Below are 15,873 nucleotides of genomic sequence, written 5' to 3'. Positions count from 1 at the left end.
TGGCACACCTTGCGTTTCACCCACCATCGGGCGCATGTGGCGCCGATGCCCGAAGAAGACCTCCTGATCCGTCCCGACGAAATGCCCGCGGTGCGCGCACTGCCCGCCAATATCGAAGCGGAAGCCGCCTTTCTTGGCGCGGTGCTGATCGACAACCGGGTGATCGAGGATCTGCAAACCCCGTTACGGGCCGATCATTTCTTCGAACCGCTGCACCGGCGGATCTATGAACGCATCGTAACCCTGGTCGACCGACAGGCCGTGGTCACCCCGGTTACGCTCAAGCCCTATTTCGAAACCGACGAAGCGCTGAAGGAACTGGGCGGAATCAACTATCTCGCCCGGCTGACGGCCGATGGGCAAGGCCTGCTGGCCGCGCGCGAACTGGCCGAACAGATCTATGATCTGGCGCTGCTGCGCGAACTCGTCACGGTCGGTCGCGATCTGGTGGACGGCGCGCTCGACACCTCGCAGGACGTCGCCCCGCTGCAACAGATCGAACGGGCTGAAGCGGCGCTCTATTCCGTTGCCGAAGGGGCATCGTCCGGGAACGAAGCGCAAAGCTTCGGTACTGCGACGTACAAGGCGCTCGGCATGATCGAAATCGCGATCAATTCCGGCGGGCATGTCTCGGGCATCACTACCGGCCTGACCAGCGTGAACGAGAAAATCGGGGGCCTGCACAATTCCGACCTCGTGATTCTCGCCGGGCGTCCCGGCATGGGCAAGACCTCGCTCGCCACCAATATCGCGTTCAACGCCGCCGATCGCCTGCTGCGCGACCGGCGCGACGGTATCCCCGACAAGGAATCGATCGGGGCACCCACGGCCTTTTTCAGCCTCGAAATGAGCGCCGACCAGCTCGCCACGCGTATTCTGGCCGAACAGGCGGGGATCAGCGGCGAAGCCTTGCGTATGGGCAAGATCAGCCGCGACGATTTTCAGCAGCTATCCTATGCCAGCCAGCGCCTTGCCGAACTGCCGCTCTATATCGACGATACCCCGGCGCTGACGATTTCCGCCCTGCGCGCCCGCGCGCGGCGGCTGAAACGGCGCCACGATATCGGGTTGATCATCATCGACTATCTCCAGCTCCTGCAAGGCAGTGGCCGCGCCAACGACAACCGCGTGAACGAAATTTCGGAAATCAGCCGTGGTCTGAAGACTCTGGCCAAGGAACTCGACGTGCCGGTGATCGCCCTGTCGCAGCTTTCGCGTGCGGTGGAACAGCGCGATGACAAGCGTCCGCAACTGTCCGACTTGCGCGAATCGGGCTCGATCGAACAGGACGCCGACATGGTGTGGTTCGTGTTCCGCGAAGACTATTACGTCGCGGCGAAAGAACCCAAGGTGCCACAGGGCGATGACGATGCCCGCGCGCACGAGGCGCATGCCGCCTGGGCCGCCGAAATGGAACGGGTGCACGGGCTGGCGGAACTGATCGTGGCCAAGCAGCGCCATGGTTCCACCGGCAAGGTGCGCATGCGGTTCGAAGCCAAGATCACGCGCTTCAGCGATCTGGCCGAAGATGCACTGGGCGGGCATTCCTACGACTGAGGCCTATGACGGAGGCCTATGACGGAGGATCGTTCTCGGGCACGATCACCGAACCCAGCCCAAGATTGAGGCGGCGGGTGATCGAATAGTCGACCACGGTGACCAGAAACCAGCTCAGGCCCCAGCGCAGCCGGTTGAACCATGTCCGCCGCGCGCGATCGAGGGCAAGGGTGATCCGATCGGAGGCATCCACCTGCTGGCTGATATAATCGCGCATGCGATTCGCCAGCGCAGCATCCTCGATCCGGAGCATCAGCTCCAGATTGATGTAGAGGCTGCGCATGTCGAAATTGCCGCTGCCGATATAGACGGTGCTGTCGATCACGATCAGCTTCGTATGGAGCTTGCACGGCACGAATTCCCAGATATCCACCCGCCGTTTCAGCAGCATCCGGTACAGCGCACGCGCCGCCCCGATCGTTGCCCCGTTGTCGGACTTCGCCGGCAATACCAGGCGCGCCTTGCCCGTGCGCCCGATCCAGCCGATCTTGCGCAGCATCAGGGGTGCGGGGGCGAAATAGGCCATCACCATATCGAGCCTGCGCCCGCGTGACAGATCGTTGCTGACGCTGCGGGCCCAATTGCTGAGAAACTTCGTCGGCCCGCCGATGAGCCAGCGCATCGGGCCTTCGCCAGGTTCCCATTCGCGCACCAACTTGCGAATCGCCAACAGTTGCGCATCCGGATCGGCCGTCCAGTTCGCCAGTTGTTCGAACCATCGCCCCAGCGCGGCCACAATCGGGCCTGACACCGTGATTCCCAGATCGCTCCAGCCATTGGCATCGGGCGGCGCGAAATAATCGTCGGCCACATTGAAGCCCCCGATCATCACCCGGTCATCGTCGGCAATCACCATTTTCTGATGGTTGCGGATCAGATAGCGGCGGGTCCAGCGCGAACTGAAGAACAGCACCGTTCCCCCAACCACAGACAGCGGGGCGAAGAATGTCTCGGTCGCGTCAGAACCGAAACGATCGACAATCAATGTCACCTGCACGCCGCGCCGCGCGGCCAGCACCAGCGCATCGCGCACCAGCCGGCCGCTGCGATCTTCGGAGAAGATATAGAAACACAGCTTCAGGCTGCGCGCGGCACCCGCGATCAGCGCCAGCAATGCGTTCAGCCTGTCTTCCCCTCCGGGATAGAAGGTCAGATCATGCCCATGCGCAGGGACGGAAAAACATGCCGGATCACAGTAAGTATCGGCCATGATACGGTGCGCTCGTCCCTCCCCAATCGTCAGGCAATCATGCGACGGTTCGCTGAAAACCTTGACTTTGAGCCGTCTGTTCCCTAGTTGAACGGACTTTCCCGCAAGGTCCAACTTTTTTGGAGTGCCCATGGCGCGCGTTACTGTCGAAGATTGCGTAGACAAGATTCCCAACCGTTTCGATCTCGTACTTCTGTCCGCACAGCGCGCACGGGAGATTTCGGGTGGTGCAGAACTCACCGTTGATCGCGACCGCGACAAGAATCCGGTCGTTGCCCTGCGCGAAATCGCCGAACAGACAGTTCGCCCGAAGATTCTTCAGGAATCGCTGACCCAGTCGCTCCAGCGCGTCCTTCCGGACGATGAAGACGAAGCGGATGAAATCGGTTCGCTGAGCCAGTCGGCAGAAGCGCTGCGGATTACTGCATCGGCGCCGGTCCGTAACACCTCCATCGGCGGTGATTACGAAGGCTGACGCATCACGCTGAACAGTGGCCAAATCGTCTTCCGTTCTGCCCCGCATCGCCGGGGCACCCAAACCGCCCAAAACCGGCGGACATGGGCAGCGGGGGGCGACTATCGCCATATACAGCGTGAAAGGCGGCGTCGGAAAAACGACGCTGGCAGCCAATCTGGCATGGAACGCGGCGGCCTGTTCGGGCCGCCGTACTCTTTTGTGGGATCTCGATGCGGCCAGCGGGGCCGGATTTCTGCTGGGCGTGCCGCCTGACAAACATCACGAAGCCGGGAAGGTCTTTTCCAAAGAACGTGATCCCGCCAGGCTGATCCGTCCCACGGCTTACGACCGCCTCGATATTCTTCCTGCCGATGAAAGCCTGCGCGCGCTCGACGCGCAGTTTCTCCATATCGGCAAACGCCGTCGTCTGGCCAAGCTCACCGAAAGCCTGGCCAGGGATTATGACCGCATCCTGCTCGATTGCCCGCCCGTCCTCAACGAAATCAGCGCACAAGTGCTGCGCGCGGCCGATCTGGTTATCGTGCCCTTGCCGCCTTCACCGCTTTCCGCCCGCGCGCTGGATCTCGTGGTGCAACAGGTCGCCGACGATGGCGCGCGCCACGCCCCGATCCTGCCGGTCCATTCGATGCTGGATCTGCGGCGCAGCCTGCACAAGGCCGCCCGTGATGCGAATCCTGACTGGCCCGCCATTCCTTATGCCAGCGCGGTCGAACAATGTGCCGTGCGGCAATGCCCCGTCGGTGCCTTCGCCCCGGCCAGCCCCGCTGCACAGGCTTTTGCCGCGCTATGGCGCGCAATCGACGCCCGTCTGGGCAAGATGCCAGCCAGGTAACCCGGACGTCGCGCGCAGCGCAGGCTGACGGTACCCGCTGCAACAGCAAAGGGGGCTCAGGCATAGCCAGAGCCCCCTTGCCCTATCGATCACAAGGTCTTCAGACCCCTTGCGGCTTGGCCCCGCCAGACGTCCCGCCGCCAAGGCGTTTGCCCGCCTTGGGAATGGCCGAACCATGGACCGGGCGGATCGTCGTCGGGCCCTTGGGCACATCCGGCCGTTCGATCTTGCCGGTCTTCATCAGCTCGTCGATTTCCTCGCCATTGAGGGTTTCGTATTCGAGCAAGGCCTGCGCCAGCAGGTGCAACTTGTCTTCCTGCGTCTTCAGAATCTCCGTCGCCCGCGCATGGGCGCCATCAACCAGCCCGCGAATCTCGGAATCGATCAGCTTGTTGGTATCGGCAGAGGTCATCAACCGCTGCGTACCGCCCATGCCGAGATAGCCTTCCTGCGTATCTTCGTACTGCAGCGGGCCAAGCTTGTCCGACATGCCCCATTTGGTGACCATGTTGCGGGCGAGGCTGGTGGCGTACTGAATATCCGACGATGCGCCCGACGAAACCTTGTCATGGCCGAAGATGATTTCTTCCGCCACGCGGCCACCCATGGACACGGACAAGTTGGCGTGCATCTTGTCGCGATGATAGGAATAGTTGTCGCGTTCGGGCAGGCGCATCACCATGCCCAGCGCGCGGCCGCGCGGGATGATCGTGGCCTTGTGGATCGGATCGGATGCCGCCTCGTTGATCGAGACCAGCGCATGGCCCGCCTCGTGATAGGCCGTCATCTTCTTCTCGTCCTCGGTCATGACCATGGAGCGGCGTTCCGACCCCATCATGACCTTGTCCTTGGCGTCTTCGAATTCCTGCATGGCGACCAGGCGTTTGTTGCGCCGCGCCGCCAGCAAGGCCGCCTCGTTCACGAGATTGGCGAGATCGGCACCGGAAAAGCCGGGTGTGCCGCGCGCGATCGTGCGCGGGTTTACGTCCGGGGCCAGCGGCACCTTCTTCATGTGCACCGACAGGATCTGTTCGCGCCCTTCGATATCGGGGATCGGCACCACGACCTGACGGTCGAACCGGCCCGGGCGCAGCAACGCCGGGTCCAGCACGTCGGGGCGGTTGGTCGCAGCGATGATAATGATACCTTCGTTTGCCTCGAACCCGTCCATCTCGACCAGCAGCTGATTCAGCGTCTGTTCGCGCTCGTCGTTCGAATTGCCGAGGCCATGGCCACGGTGGCGGCCGACCGCGTCGATTTCATCGATAAAGACGATGCAGGGCGCGTTCTTCTTGGCCTGTTCGAACATGTCGCGCACGCGGCTGGCGCCCACGCCCACGAACATTTCCACGAAATCGGAACCCGAAATGGTGAAGAACGGCACGCCCGCCTCACCCGCGATGGCGCGGGCCAGCAGGGTCTTGCCGGTCCCCGGACTGCCGACCAGCAGCGCACCCTTGGGAATTTGCCCGCCCAGTTTGGAAAAGCGGTGCGGATCGCGCAGGAATTCGACGATTTCCTGCAATTCCTCACGCGCTTCGTCAATCCCGGCGACATCGTCGAACGTGACCCGCCCATGGCGTTCGGTCAGCAGCTTGGCCTTGGACTTGCCAAAACCCATTGCCCCGGAACCGCCCCCTTTCTGCACATGGCGCAGCGCGAAAAACGCCACGCCGAGAATCAGCAGGAACGGCAACGACTGGAACAGGATAACCGCCAGAAGATTCGGCTTTTCTGTCGCCATACCTTCAAACTGGACTTTGTTCTGTTCCAGCAATTGCGGCAGGGTATCATCGCCCGGAACGGGCACTGTCGTAAACGGCTGCTCGTTCTTGAGCGTGCCGGCGATCAGTTCGGGGCCGATTTCCACCTTGCTCACGCTGCCTTCGGCAACCTTGGTGCGGAATTCGGAATAGGGAATCTGTGTGCCCGTCGGCTGGCTGCCTGCGCTGAACAACGAAACCACCAGCAACAGGGCGAGGAAAATCCCGCCCCAGACCATCAGGCTTTTCGCCCAAGGATTCGGATTACCGTTCGGCTCTTGCTTGTCGCTCATCATGCAGTCCCAGTTGACGTCGCACCAATGTAGGAGGCCATGATCGAATGACAAGGCGATCCTTGGCCAGATCGGCGCATTTGTGCGCCTTTCCCGTCGAATGGGCTGGCGGAGCGATAGACATGGGCGAGATTGCCCCATATCACCCGCCCAACTGCGGCATCGGCCGCAGAACCGAGGGAGAGACAAACGATGGACAGCCTGGAAAGGCTTGAGGCGATCGCGGCGATCACAGCGCTCAAGGCCCGTTACTTCCACACGATGGACACGAAGGACTGGGCAGGTCTGGAAGCGGTGTTCGCGCCCGATCTGGTGGCTGATTTTCGCGATGCCACCGAGACCCATGACCCGAGCCAGCTGACTCATGGCGCGGCGCCCTATGTCGCGAAACTCGCCCCGATTTTACAGGACGTGGTGACGGTTCACCATGGGCACACACCTGAAATCACAATCGAATCGTCCGATTCGGCACGTGGCGTATGGGCGATGGAAGACAAGTTGTGGCCCAGGGAAACCTCGCAACTGCCGTTTCGCATGTTGCACGGCTATGGCCACTATCACGAACGCTACATCCGCATCGGCGGGGAATGGCGCATCGCGGAAATCCGGCTGAGCCGGCTGCGCGTCGACGCCGCATAGTTTCACAGGAGAATGACAATGTTCAAATGCATGGCCCTGCTTCGCAAACGCGCCGATATCTCGAAAGAGCAGTTCATCGCCTATTACGAGAACAACCATTCGGTGCTGATCCGCAAGCTGCTGCCCGGTATTATCGATTATCGCAGCAATTTCATCGACATGGATGGGGCATTCCTGTTCCCTGACGCCAGCCCGATCGATTTCGACGTCATTACCGAAATCTGGCTGGAAGACCGCGCCGCCTATGACCGGTTTATCGCCGCATCCTCCGATCCCGATATCGCCCGCCAGATCGCGGAAGACGAGGAACATCTGTTCGAACGCGGGGCATCGCGCATGGTGGTGGTCGAAGAACGCCAGTGGACCAAGCCCGCAGGACGTTCCCAATGACCGATATCTCTTTGCAAACCCTGCTCGACGAGCGGGACATTACCCGTGGCCTGTCACGCTTTGCCCGTGTTCTCGACACCAAGAGCTGGGACCAGTTGGGCGAGGTGTTCGCCGCTGATCTGCGTTTCGATTACGGGACGGGCGTCGAACAGCACGGCATGGCCGAACTGCGCGACAATATGACCCGCTTTCTCGACAAATGCGGCGGCACGCAGCACCTGATCGGCAGCATTCTGGTGGATGTCGATGGCGATCGTGCCACCAGCCGCGCCTATGTTCAGGCCCGCCATCAGCGGACTGGCGATCACGCCGGGCCGGTGTTCGATTCCAACGGCGAATATATCGACCAGTGGGAACGCCGGGCAGAAGGCTGGCGGATCGTGCGCCGCGATGCCCGCTGGGCCAGCCAGACCGGCGACCCCGCGATTATCGGCGCCGGTAACAGCGAACTGGGATAGACCCCGCCCCGCGCAAAACATGCCAAAAAAAGGCCCGGTCTGGTTCACTAGGAACCGGACCGGGCCAAGGCAGAGTCTCTGTAATCGGATCACATGTGCGCGTCATCTTCGCCTTGGGCGATGCGCCAGCCAAGCGCCGCAATCTGCGCAGCCTTTGCGCCATGCAGCGCCGCGGCCTCGCTTGAGGCATTGCCTTCCAGCGCACGCTTGTAAACGCCCTGACGGATGCCCGCATTGCGGAACATCGCGAAGGCCAGCGCATAGCGCCAGTGCGCCGGATCGATCGGTCCACTGCCCGCCTGTTGCTGATAGCGGGCAAGGTAGGCCTGCTCCGTCGGAATGCCGAGCGCGGGCAGATCGGAATCCGACAAGCCCCGGAAATTCGCGGCATCGATCCGCCACGCCATGACGTGCTGGGCAAGGTCGGCCAGGGGATGGCCCAGTGTCGACAATTCCCAGTCGAGCACAGCGATGACTTCGGGCCGATCGGGATGAAAGATCAGGTTGTCATTGCGATAATCGCCATGAACGACGCGGCTTTCCTCCAGCCCGGGATCGTTGGCGGGCAGCCATGCGATCAACTGGTCCATCGCCTCGATCGTCTGCGTTTCGGTGGCGCGGTATTGCTTGGTCCAGCGCCCCACCTGCCGCGCGAAATAATTGCCGGGCTTGCCGAAATCAGCGAGGCCGACCGCCACCGGATCGACCGCGTGCAGGCGCGCGAGCACCGTGATCATCGCATCGTAGATCGCACCGCGCTGCGCAGGTTGCATGTCGGGCAAACGCGCATCCCAGAAATTGCGGCCCGAGGCGTGTTCCATCACGAAAAACGACGTGCCAACGATGTCCGGGTCTTCGCACAGCGCCAGCGGACGGGCGACGGGCACATCGGTGTCCGCCAGCGCCGCCGTGACTTTATACTCGCGCTCTACCGCATGGGCCGAGGGCAGCAGGACACCGGGCGGCTTCTTGCGCAGGACCATGCGCGCCGTGCCATCGACAAGGATCGCATAGGTCGGGTTCGATTGCCCGCCTGCGAACTTTTCCGCCGTGATCGCGCCCGTAAGATCGGGAAAACGCTCACGCAGCCAGGGGTCCAGCCGCGTGAGGTCCAGTTTGAAGCGATCTGCCATGTCCTGCGTCATCGGTTCGTTCAGCTATACTTCGCGAGTTCAGAGCGGCCGATCTGGTGACGGTGCACTTCGTCAGGGCCGTCCGCAAAGCGGATCTTGCGCGCATGGGCATAGTATTCGGCAAGGAAGAAGTCCTGGCTGAGGCCCGCCGCACCATGCGCCTGGATGGCCCAGTCGATCACCTGACAGGCCATATTCGGCGCTGCCACCTTGATCATGCCGATTTCGGCCTTGGCCGCCTTGTTGCCCACCGTGTCCATCTTGTGCGCGGCGTGCAGCGTCAGCAGGCGCGCCTGATCGATCATGATGCGCGAATTGGCGATGCGTTCGACAATCACGCCCTGTTCGGCCAGCGGCTTGCCAAAGGCGACGCGTTCTTTCACCCGGCGGCACATCGCCTCCAGCGCGCGTTCGGCCATGCCAATCTGGCGCATGCAGTGGTGAATGCGGCCCGGCCCAAGGCGGGCCTGCGCGATTTCGAACCCGCGCCCTTCGCCCAGCAGCAGGTTCGATGCCGGGACACGGACGTTTTCGAAGATCATTTCCATATGGCCATGCGGCGCATCGTCATAGCCAAACAGCGTCATCGGGCGGACCACGGTGATCCCCGGCGTATCGCGCGGGATCAGGATCATCGACTGCTGCTTGTGCTTTTCGGCGGTCGGATCGGTCTTGCCCATGAAGATCAGAATCTGGCAATCGCGCTCGCCAATCCCCGAAATCCACCACTTGCGCCCGTTGATGACGTATTCATCGCCATCGCGCACGATCGAACTCTGGATGTTCGTCGCATCGGACGAGGCCACCGCCGGTTCGGTCATCACGAAGGACGACCGCATTTTGCCGTCGAGCATCGGCTCGAGCCAGCGCGCCTTGTGCTCTTCGGTGCCGAAACGCTCCAGCGTTTCCATGTTGCCGGTGTCAGGTGCCTGACAGTTGAACACTTGCGGCGAGAAATGGACACGGCCCATTTCCTCGCACAGCGGCGCGTATTCCAGATTGGTCAGCCCTGCCCCATGGCGGCTTTCGGGCAGGAACAGGTTCCACAGTCCGGCAGCCTTGGCCTTGGCCTTCAGCTCGTCAACCAGCGGAATGTGCGCCCAGCGATCGCCTTCGGTTTTCTGCTGATAATAGAGCTTTTCGTTGGGGTAGATGTGTTCCGCCATGAAGGCGCGCAGGCGCGCCAGCAGGTCAGCGGTCTTTTCGTTATGCTCGAACCCGATGGTCATGCGTAGAACCCCTGTCCCGCCTTGGCGCGTTCCACCAGCAGCGGTGCGGGCGTCCAGTAGGCATCGCCATGCTGCTCTCGGAATTCCTCGATCCGGGCGAGAACCTTGTCGAGACCGATCTGGTCGGCCCAGAACAGCGGGCCGCCGGTGTAAGCCGGGAAGCCAAGGCCATTGATCATCGCCACGTCGATATCCTGCGGACGGGCAGCAACGCCTTCGCTCAGGATTTTCGCGCCTTCATTGACCATGGCATAAACGAGGCGTTCGATCGTTTCCTGTTCGCCAATTTCGCGCAAGCTCAGACCATGCTTTTCGGCATGGGCCGCGATCATTGCGTCGGTGGCCGGGTTGTGGCTGGCCTTGCGATTTTCGTCATAAGTGTACCAGCCGGAACCGGTCTTCTGGCCGAGGTTACCCTGCGCCACCATCTGTTCGACGAAATCGGCACGCAGTTCACGCGGGCTTGCGCTGGCAGCACGCGATTTGCGCGCAGCGGCCTGCACGTCAAGGCCCGCCAGATCGCCCAGAGCGAACGGCCCCATGGGGAAGCCGAAACCCGATACGGCCTTGTCCACCACCGAAGGGGCAGCGCCTTCCTCGACCAGGAAGAAGCCTTCGCGCGAACGCTTGGACAGCATGCGGTTGACGATGAAACCGTCGCACACACCCGAAAGGACCGAAAGCTTGCCGATACGCTTGCCGAAATCCATGATCGTGGCGACCACAGCCGGATCGGTGCGTTCCGCCCGCACGTTTTCGAGCAGGCGCATGACATTGGCCGGGTTGAAGAAGTGCATCCCGCAGACATCTTCCGCGCGGCCCGATGCATCAGCCAGCTTTTCGATATTGAGGAACGAGGTGTTGCTGGCAAGGATCGTGCCGGGGCGTGTTGCCTTGCCCAGTTCGGCGAAGACCTTTTCCTTGGTGGCAAGGTCTTCGGTCACCGCTTCGATCACCAGATCGACCGAGCCAAGGTCTGCCACGTTGGTGCTGCGCGTGATCAGGGCGAGCTGGCGATCCAGCTGTTCCTGGCTCATCCGGCCCTTCTTGACCGTGGAGCCCCACATCTTTTCAATCGCACCCATGGCCTTGGCGACATGCTCGTCATCCAGACCAACGGCCACAACCGGGATACCTGCGGCGGCAATCGCCATGACAATGCCCCGGCCCATGACGCCAAGGCCGATGACGCCAACCGACTTCACCTCGCGCGCGGTGACATCGGCGGGCAAGTCCGGAATGCGCGCCACTTCGCGTTCAGCGGCAAAGACATGGCGCAGCGCCTTCGATTGCGGCCCGGCGATCGCTTCCTTGCACATCGCATATTCCCGTTCGAGCGCTTCGGCGAAGGGATAGTCGTAGCCCAAACGGATCGCTTCGAGCGCCAGCAACGGCGCGGTCTGGCCGCGCATCGACCGGGCCAGGCTCTTGCGCGCATCGGCGAACAGCGCCGCGTCATCTTCCGGCATCGGCAGGTCACCCGCGCTGCGCGGCCCGGTGCCGGCGGCAGCGAGTTCGGTGGCATAGGCATGCGCCGCTGCGGCGAGATCGCCTTCGGCAATGCGGTCGATCAGCCCGGATTCCAGCGCCTTTTTCGCGTTGATCTGCTTGCCCGTGGTGACCAGTTCGATCGTTGTGGCAAGGCCCGCCAGACGCGGCGTACGCTGTGTACCGCCCGCACCCGGCAAGAGGCCGAGCTTCACTTCGGGGAAGCCGAAACGCGTGGCCGGATCGGCGATGCGGTAATGGCACGCCAGCGCCACTTCAAACCCGCCGCCCAGCACCGTGCCGTGGACGGCCGCGATCACAGGCTTGGACGCCCCGTCCAACATGGCGATCGCTTCGGTCAGGTTCGGGCCAACCATCGGCTTGCCGAATTCCTTGATATCCGCCCCGGCGATGAACGTGCGACCGGCGCAGCGCAGGATCAGAACCTTGAGTTCCGGATCGGCTTCGAACTGGCGCACCGCATCGACCAGCCCTTGCCGCACACCGGCGGAGGTCGCGTTGACGGGTGGGTTGTCGACCAGAGCCTCGGCAATCGGGCCCTGCTTGGTGAAAGTCACCATCGCGTTCATTTGCTTTCTCCTTCGGCGGCCATGGTCAGGATCACTTTGCCCTGCGCGCGCCGTTCCATAACGTGATTGATTGCTTTGACCGCCTGATCCAGCGGGAAAACCGTATCGACTTCAGGCTTGATCCTGCCCGCTGCCAGCCATTCCAGCAGCTGGGCGATATTGCCCGCGTGATGCACCGGATCGGCACGCAGGGAATTGCCCCACAGCACGCCCACGGCCGACGCGCTTTTCAGCAGCAGCAAGTTGGCGGGGATTTGCGGAATCTGCCCAGCGGCAAACCCTACCACCAGCAGGCGACCATACCAGGCCAGCGACTTGATCGCGGGCACTGTCAGATCGCCGCCGACCGGATCGTAAACCACGTCCACGCCCTTGCCGCCGGTCAGTTCCTTGATCCGCTCGCGGAAATCCTCGGTGGCATAATTGATCGTTTCGGCCGCGCCATACGTGCGGGCCAGCGCCAGCTTTTCCTCCGTCGATGCCGCCGCGATCACTCGCGCACCCATCAGTGCGCCCAGTTCCACCGCGGCCAGCCCGACGCCGCCCGCCGCGCCCAGCACCAGCAGCGTTTCGCCGGGTTTGAGCTGCGCGCGATCCTTCAGCGCGTGGTACGAGGTGCCATAGGTAATCAGCATCCCGGATGCGACCACCGCATCCGCCGCATCGGGCAAGGGGAAGACCTGCGGCGCGGGAACCAGCGCCTGCTGCGCGAAGCCACCCGTCCCGCTGAATGCCACGACCCGATCGCCCACGGCCAAGCCGGTCACGCCTTCGCCCACGGCACGCACCGTTCCGCCCAGTTCGCTGCCCGGCACGAACGGCACCGGCGGCTTGGTCTGGTATTTGCCCTGCACCATCAGGCCATCGGGGAAGTTCACCCCGGCGGCTTCCACATCGATCAGCACCTTGCCCGGCGCCACTTCGGGCGCATCGAACGCACCGATTTCCAGTTCTTCGACGGGGGCGAATTCCCGGCAGATTACAGCTTTCATTGACATTCCCAACGTTCGTATCAAACACTTGTTTGAATAAAGGGCGAGTCGTGTCAACCTTCGATTTTGCCGCTAGGGAGCGCAGATGACTGCAAACAATGCCGAAAAGCGCGCCAAAGCGGCGGAAACCACCCCTGCCGCCACCGCGCCCGTCGAAGGCAATGCCAAAACACGAATTTTTCTGGCGGCGGAATCACTGGTGGCTGAACAGGGGTTCGAAGCGGTGTCATCGCGCGACATCACCGCGCGCGCCGGGGTCAATCTGGGGGCGATCAATTATCATTACCGGTCCAAGCACGAATTGCTGCTGGAGATTTTCCGGACGCGGGCAGGCGAACTCAACAGCGAACGGCAGGCTATGCTACGCGATGCCCTGGCCGATGCCCCGCCCAATGCCCCACCCAATGCCAACGCGATCCTGCGCGCGTTGATCGAACCGCCGACATTATGGAGCAGCGACGAACGCCGCACTGCGCTCACCTATCTGAACCGCGCCCGCCGCGAAGGCCCCGCCGAAGTGCGTGAGATCATTCGCACCGACGTGCGCCATTTGCGCCGGTTTGCCGAGGCGCTGGAAAATGCGCTGCCGCATCTCGATCGCGATGACATCCTGTGGCGCCTGCATTTCACGCTGGGGGTGCTGCACCACAACAGCGCGGCGGATTACGAGCGTCTGGCGCTGCTGTCGGACGGCCGCTGCGGGCCTGACGATCGCGAAGCCCTGCTAAACCGCCTGACGGCCTACATCACAGCCGGGTTTGGTGTGTAATACGTTGAAACGCCGCCGTAAGGCTGGCGCAGGGCAAAGGCCCGCACCAGCCCGAAACGGCGTCAAAATCAAAGCGTCGCAAGGAAATCGAGCAGAGCCCGCGTGGTTTCTTCCGGCTTTTCCATCTGCACGAAATGGCCCGCCCCCTCGATCAGGGCGATGCCGCGAAGATCGGGCACGCGCTGTTTCATGATGTCGAGCGCATCGGGCGCGATCATCTTCAAAACGATATCGTCCGCGCCGGAAATGAACAGGGCCGGGACTTCGATATTGGCATCCGCCCAGGGTTCACCCAGTTCCCAGTTGCGATCCGCCATACGATAGGAATTGAGCCCGCCGATAAACGCCCGTGCCGGTTCGACGCTGGTGAATTCATCGATGTAGTACTGCATGTCGGCTTCGCTCATCCACGACCACGGCAGCGGCGGCGCTTCGCTGAGCACATCGAGATACCCGGTCCCTTCGGACGGATGATTGACGTAATCCTTGTAATTGCCGCCGCCGCTCAGCGCCCAGAACAGCCGCGTCAGGATATCGGCCGGGCGGGCGCCCAGTTCACGTTCCGGCGCACCAATGTCCTGGAAATAGTGCAAGTGCAGGAAATGCCTTTCCGCAGCGAGGGCGAAGGCCTCGGTCGGGCGCATGCCGCCGCCCCATTCCATGCCGCGCTGTTCCGCAGTGGCCTTGCTGCCCTGCCCGGCGCGCCCGGCCAGATCGAAGTCATAAGGACAGGCCATGATCACCACGCCCGCCACGCGATCCGGGTGCCGCACGGCAAGGTTGCAAACCTGCTGCGCGCCGAAATCGTGGCCGACGAACACCGCCTTTTCCGCACCCAGTGCGTCCAACAGACCGATCATATCGTCCATGACCTTGTCTGCGTCGTATTCGATCGGATCGACCGGACGATCGCTGCGGCCATAGCCGCGCTGGTCCACCGCCACGGCCTTGAAACCCGCCTGCGCCACAGGTTCCATCTGGTTGCGCCAGCTGTACCACAGGCCCGGGAAACCATGACAAAAGACCACCGGCATGCCTTCCCCGGCAGTGGCAATACGCATGGTAATGCCGTTGGTCTGGATCATCTGTTCGGTTATCGTCATATCGGCCTCTCTTTCAATTCGTTGTCGATCGCGCGCAAACTGGCCAGCAGATTGGCCTCGCCTTGCGCGCTGTCTTCCTTGGTCAGCAATTCCACCTCGACCAGCCCGTCGAAGCCGCGGTCGATCAACCTGCCCAGAACAGGCACCCAGTCGATCACCCCCGCACGCGGTTCCACCCGCCCCGGCACATCCGCAATCTGGATACCGCCAATCAGATCCCAATGGGCATCAAGCGACTGGACCACGTCATCGCCCATCATCGCGCAATGGCCGACGTCGAACAGCAGCCGCACCGCCGGGCTATCCACCGCGCGTACGATTGCCGCGCCATCGGCCATGCTGTCGATCAGCAGGCCGGGAATCCATTGCGGGGCAACCGGTTCGATCATCAAAGTCAGCCCCGCGTCTTCCGCAAGCGGGGCGATGCGGCGCAAATTGGCGATCATGGCCGCAATCTGCGCGGGCTTTTCGTATGCGGCATCCAAACCCGTGACACAGACGGCCGCCCCGCTGCCCATCTGCGCCACTGTGGCAATGCTCGATTCAATGCTGGCCCGGATCAGCGCCTGCGCATCGGCGTCGTTCCGGCTCCACAGCGGCTTGTCCCAATGGGCCAGATCGTTGTTGAACGTGCCCATTTCGAGGCCATGTTCGGCCAGCTTCGCGGAGATTGCGGCGCGTTCCGCATCGGCACGAACCTTGAGATAGATGTCGAAAGCCCCGGCAAAGCCCTGCTGCGCCAGATAATCCAGTTGCGCCCCCGCATCGCGCGAAGGGGCGCTGTGCGCGAACAGCGGCCCATCGGGGCTGCGCAGCCCCAGATGCCCTGCCATGCGCAAGCTGTGAATAATGGGCTGTACCATGGCCTGTTCTCCCGGATGATCCTTCGATGCTTGGCCGAAGGTGTGCGGCGCGGGGATAGACCGATTCCAGCGGGTTAGCGAAGCCC

15 protein-coding genes are annotated in these 15,873 nt (G+C 62.5%); 7 read left to right on the top strand and 8 right to left on the bottom strand.

Annotated elements, in window-relative coordinates; translation table 11 throughout:
• The first annotated feature begins 45 nt into the window (after window positions 1-45).
• Window positions 46-1,557: a replicative DNA helicase gene (locus EGO55_RS11575; protein WP_021690059.1), complete on the top strand. Its 1,512-nt coding sequence runs from the start codon at window positions 46-48 to the stop codon at window positions 1,555-1,557.
• 16 nt (window positions 1,558-1,573) lie between these two features.
• On the opposite strand, the gene EGO55_RS11570 is transcribed toward EGO55_RS11575, so the two are convergent.
• On the bottom strand, window positions 1,574-2,767 hold the full coding sequence (locus EGO55_RS11570) for a phospholipase D-like domain-containing protein (RefSeq protein ID WP_021690058.1): 1,194 nt from the start codon (window positions 2,765-2,767) through the stop codon (window positions 1,574-1,576).
• A 130-nt stretch (window positions 2,768-2,897) separates the two neighbouring features.
• On the opposite strand from EGO55_RS11570, the gene rpoZ reads away from it, so the two are divergent.
• Together rpoZ and EGO55_RS11560 are read left to right on the top strand one after the other, a co-directional pair.
• Entirely contained in the window at window positions 2,898-3,242 is a 345-nt protein-coding gene (gene rpoZ / locus EGO55_RS11565) for a DNA-directed RNA polymerase subunit omega (protein ID WP_021690057.1), read from the top strand.
• A gap of 46 nt (window positions 3,243-3,288) precedes the next feature.
• Window positions 3,289-4,077 carry a ParA family protein gene (locus EGO55_RS11560; RefSeq protein WP_052023680.1) on the top strand — a complete coding sequence of 263 codons (789 nt, stop codon included), beginning with the start codon at window positions 3,289-3,291 and terminating at the stop codon, window positions 4,075-4,077.
• Between the two features lie 100 nt (window positions 4,078-4,177).
• Here EGO55_RS11560 and ftsH read toward each other — a convergent pair whose 3' ends face one another.
• Window positions 4,178-6,133, bottom strand: a complete 1,956-nt coding sequence (ftsH, locus tag EGO55_RS11555) for an ATP-dependent zinc metalloprotease FtsH (RefSeq protein WP_021690055.1) — start codon at window positions 6,131-6,133, stop codon at window positions 4,178-4,180.
• A 192-nt stretch (window positions 6,134-6,325) separates the two neighbouring features.
• Between ftsH and EGO55_RS11550 the strand changes: the two genes are divergently transcribed.
• The 3 genes from EGO55_RS11550 to EGO55_RS11540 are packed head-to-tail and all read left to right on the top strand — an operon-like array spanning window position 6,326 to window position 7,620.
• Window positions 6,326-6,772: a nuclear transport factor 2 family protein gene (locus EGO55_RS11550; protein WP_021690054.1), complete on the top strand. Its 447-nt coding sequence runs from the start codon at window positions 6,326-6,328 to the stop codon at window positions 6,770-6,772.
• 12 nt (window positions 6,773-6,784) lie between these two features.
• Complete coding sequence (locus tag EGO55_RS11545) at window positions 6,785-7,162, top strand: EthD domain-containing protein (protein ID WP_040715579.1); 378 nt, start codon at window positions 6,785-6,787, stop codon at window positions 7,160-7,162.
• Window positions 7,159-7,620: a nuclear transport factor 2 family protein gene (locus EGO55_RS11540; protein WP_021690052.1), complete on the top strand. Its 462-nt coding sequence runs from the start codon at window positions 7,159-7,161 to the stop codon at window positions 7,618-7,620. The genes EGO55_RS11545 and EGO55_RS11540 overlap by 4 nt, the downstream gene beginning before the upstream one ends.
• Before the next feature lie 89 nt (window positions 7,621-7,709).
• Here the strand turns inward: EGO55_RS11540 and EGO55_RS11535 are convergent, their stop codons facing one another.
• Genes EGO55_RS11535 through EGO55_RS11520 form a run of 4 tightly spaced genes read right to left on the bottom strand, consistent with a single transcriptional unit; the run spans window position 7,710 to window position 13,052 of the window.
• Complete coding sequence (locus EGO55_RS11535) at window positions 7,710-8,753, bottom strand: phosphotransferase family protein (protein ID WP_201798915.1); 1,044 nt, start codon at window positions 8,751-8,753, stop codon at window positions 7,710-7,712.
• Between the two features lie 20 nt (window positions 8,754-8,773).
• The gene (locus EGO55_RS11530; RefSeq protein ID WP_040715784.1) at window positions 8,774-9,976 is read right to left on the bottom strand and encodes an acyl-CoA dehydrogenase family protein; all 1,203 of its coding nucleotides are present in this window, start codon (window positions 9,974-9,976) and stop codon (window positions 8,774-8,776) included.
• A gap of 2 nt (window positions 9,977-9,978) precedes the next feature.
• The gene (locus tag EGO55_RS11525) at window positions 9,979-12,060 is read right to left on the bottom strand and encodes a 3-hydroxyacyl-CoA dehydrogenase NAD-binding domain-containing protein (protein WP_021690049.1); all 2,082 of its coding nucleotides are present in this window, start codon (window positions 12,058-12,060) and stop codon (window positions 9,979-9,981) included.
• The gene (locus EGO55_RS11520) at window positions 12,057-13,052 is read right to left on the bottom strand and encodes an NADPH:quinone oxidoreductase family protein (RefSeq protein ID WP_021690048.1); all 996 of its coding nucleotides are present in this window, start codon (window positions 13,050-13,052) and stop codon (window positions 12,057-12,059) included. Before EGO55_RS11520 ends, EGO55_RS11525 begins: the two co-directional genes overlap by 4 nt.
• An 85-nt stretch (window positions 13,053-13,137) precedes the next feature.
• Between EGO55_RS11520 and EGO55_RS11515 the strand changes: the two genes are divergently transcribed.
• A complete protein-coding gene (locus EGO55_RS11515; protein ID WP_021690047.1) occupies window positions 13,138-13,821 on the top strand; it encodes a TetR/AcrR family transcriptional regulator in 684 nt (227 codons plus the stop codon).
• Window positions 13,822-13,889: 68 nt separating this feature from the next.
• On the opposite strand, the gene EGO55_RS11510 is transcribed toward EGO55_RS11515, so the two are convergent.
• Window positions 13,890-14,924 carry an alpha/beta fold hydrolase gene (locus EGO55_RS11510; RefSeq protein ID WP_021690046.1) on the bottom strand — a complete coding sequence of 345 codons (1,035 nt, stop codon included), beginning with the start codon at window positions 14,922-14,924 and terminating at the stop codon, window positions 13,890-13,892.
• Entirely contained in the window at window positions 14,921-15,787 is an 867-nt protein-coding gene (locus tag EGO55_RS11505) for a sugar phosphate isomerase/epimerase family protein (RefSeq protein ID WP_021690045.1), read from the bottom strand. Before EGO55_RS11505 ends, EGO55_RS11510 begins: the two co-directional genes overlap by 4 nt.
• Between the last annotated feature and the right edge of the window lie 86 nt (window positions 15,788-15,873).

Source organism: Caenibius tardaugens NBRC 16725 (assembly GCF_003860345.1).
In the GTDB taxonomy this organism is placed as follows: Bacteria; Pseudomonadota; Alphaproteobacteria; order Sphingomonadales; family Sphingomonadaceae; genus Caenibius; species Caenibius tardaugens.
This window is presented reverse-complemented; position numbering and strand designations above follow the sequence as displayed.

Excerpts from the sequence above, each read along its gene's own strand:
- EGO55_RS11575 (WP_021690059.1), top strand. The coding sequence starts at position 46 with ATGCCCGAAGAAGACCTCCTGATCCGTCCCGACGAAATGCCCGCGGTG.
- EGO55_RS11570 (WP_021690058.1), bottom strand. The coding sequence starts at position 2,767 with ATGGCCGATACTTACTGTGATCCGGCATGTTTTTCCGTCCCTGCGCAT.
- rpoZ (WP_021690057.1), top strand. The coding sequence starts at position 2,898 with ATGGCGCGCGTTACTGTCGAAGATTGCGTAGACAAGATTCCCAACCGT.
- ftsH (WP_021690055.1), bottom strand. The coding sequence starts at position 6,133 with ATGAGCGACAAGCAAGAGCCGAACGGTAATCCGAATCCTTGGGCGAAA.
- EGO55_RS11550 (WP_021690054.1), top strand. The coding sequence starts at position 6,326 with ATGGACAGCCTGGAAAGGCTTGAGGCGATCGCGGCGATCACAGCGCTC.
- EGO55_RS11545 (WP_040715579.1), top strand. The coding sequence starts at position 6,785 with ATGACAATGTTCAAATGCATGGCCCTGCTTCGCAAACGCGCCGATATC.
- EGO55_RS11540 (WP_021690052.1), top strand. The coding sequence starts at position 7,159 with ATGACCGATATCTCTTTGCAAACCCTGCTCGACGAGCGGGACATTACC.
- EGO55_RS11535 (WP_201798915.1), bottom strand. The coding sequence starts at position 8,753 with ATGGCAGATCGCTTCAAACTGGACCTCACGCGGCTGGACCCCTGGCTG.
- EGO55_RS11525 (WP_021690049.1), bottom strand. The coding sequence starts at position 12,060 with ATGAACGCGATGGTGACTTTCACCAAGCAGGGCCCGATTGCCGAGGCT.
- EGO55_RS11520 (WP_021690048.1), bottom strand. The coding sequence starts at position 13,052 with ATGAAAGCTGTAATCTGCCGGGAATTCGCCCCCGTCGAAGAACTGGAA.
- EGO55_RS11515 (WP_021690047.1), top strand. The coding sequence starts at position 13,138 with ATGACTGCAAACAATGCCGAAAAGCGCGCCAAAGCGGCGGAAACCACC.
- EGO55_RS11510 (WP_021690046.1), bottom strand. The coding sequence starts at position 14,924 with ATGACGATAACCGAACAGATGATCCAGACCAACGGCATTACCATGCGT.
- EGO55_RS11505 (WP_021690045.1), bottom strand. The coding sequence starts at position 15,787 with ATGGTACAGCCCATTATTCACAGCTTGCGCATGGCAGGGCATCTGGGG.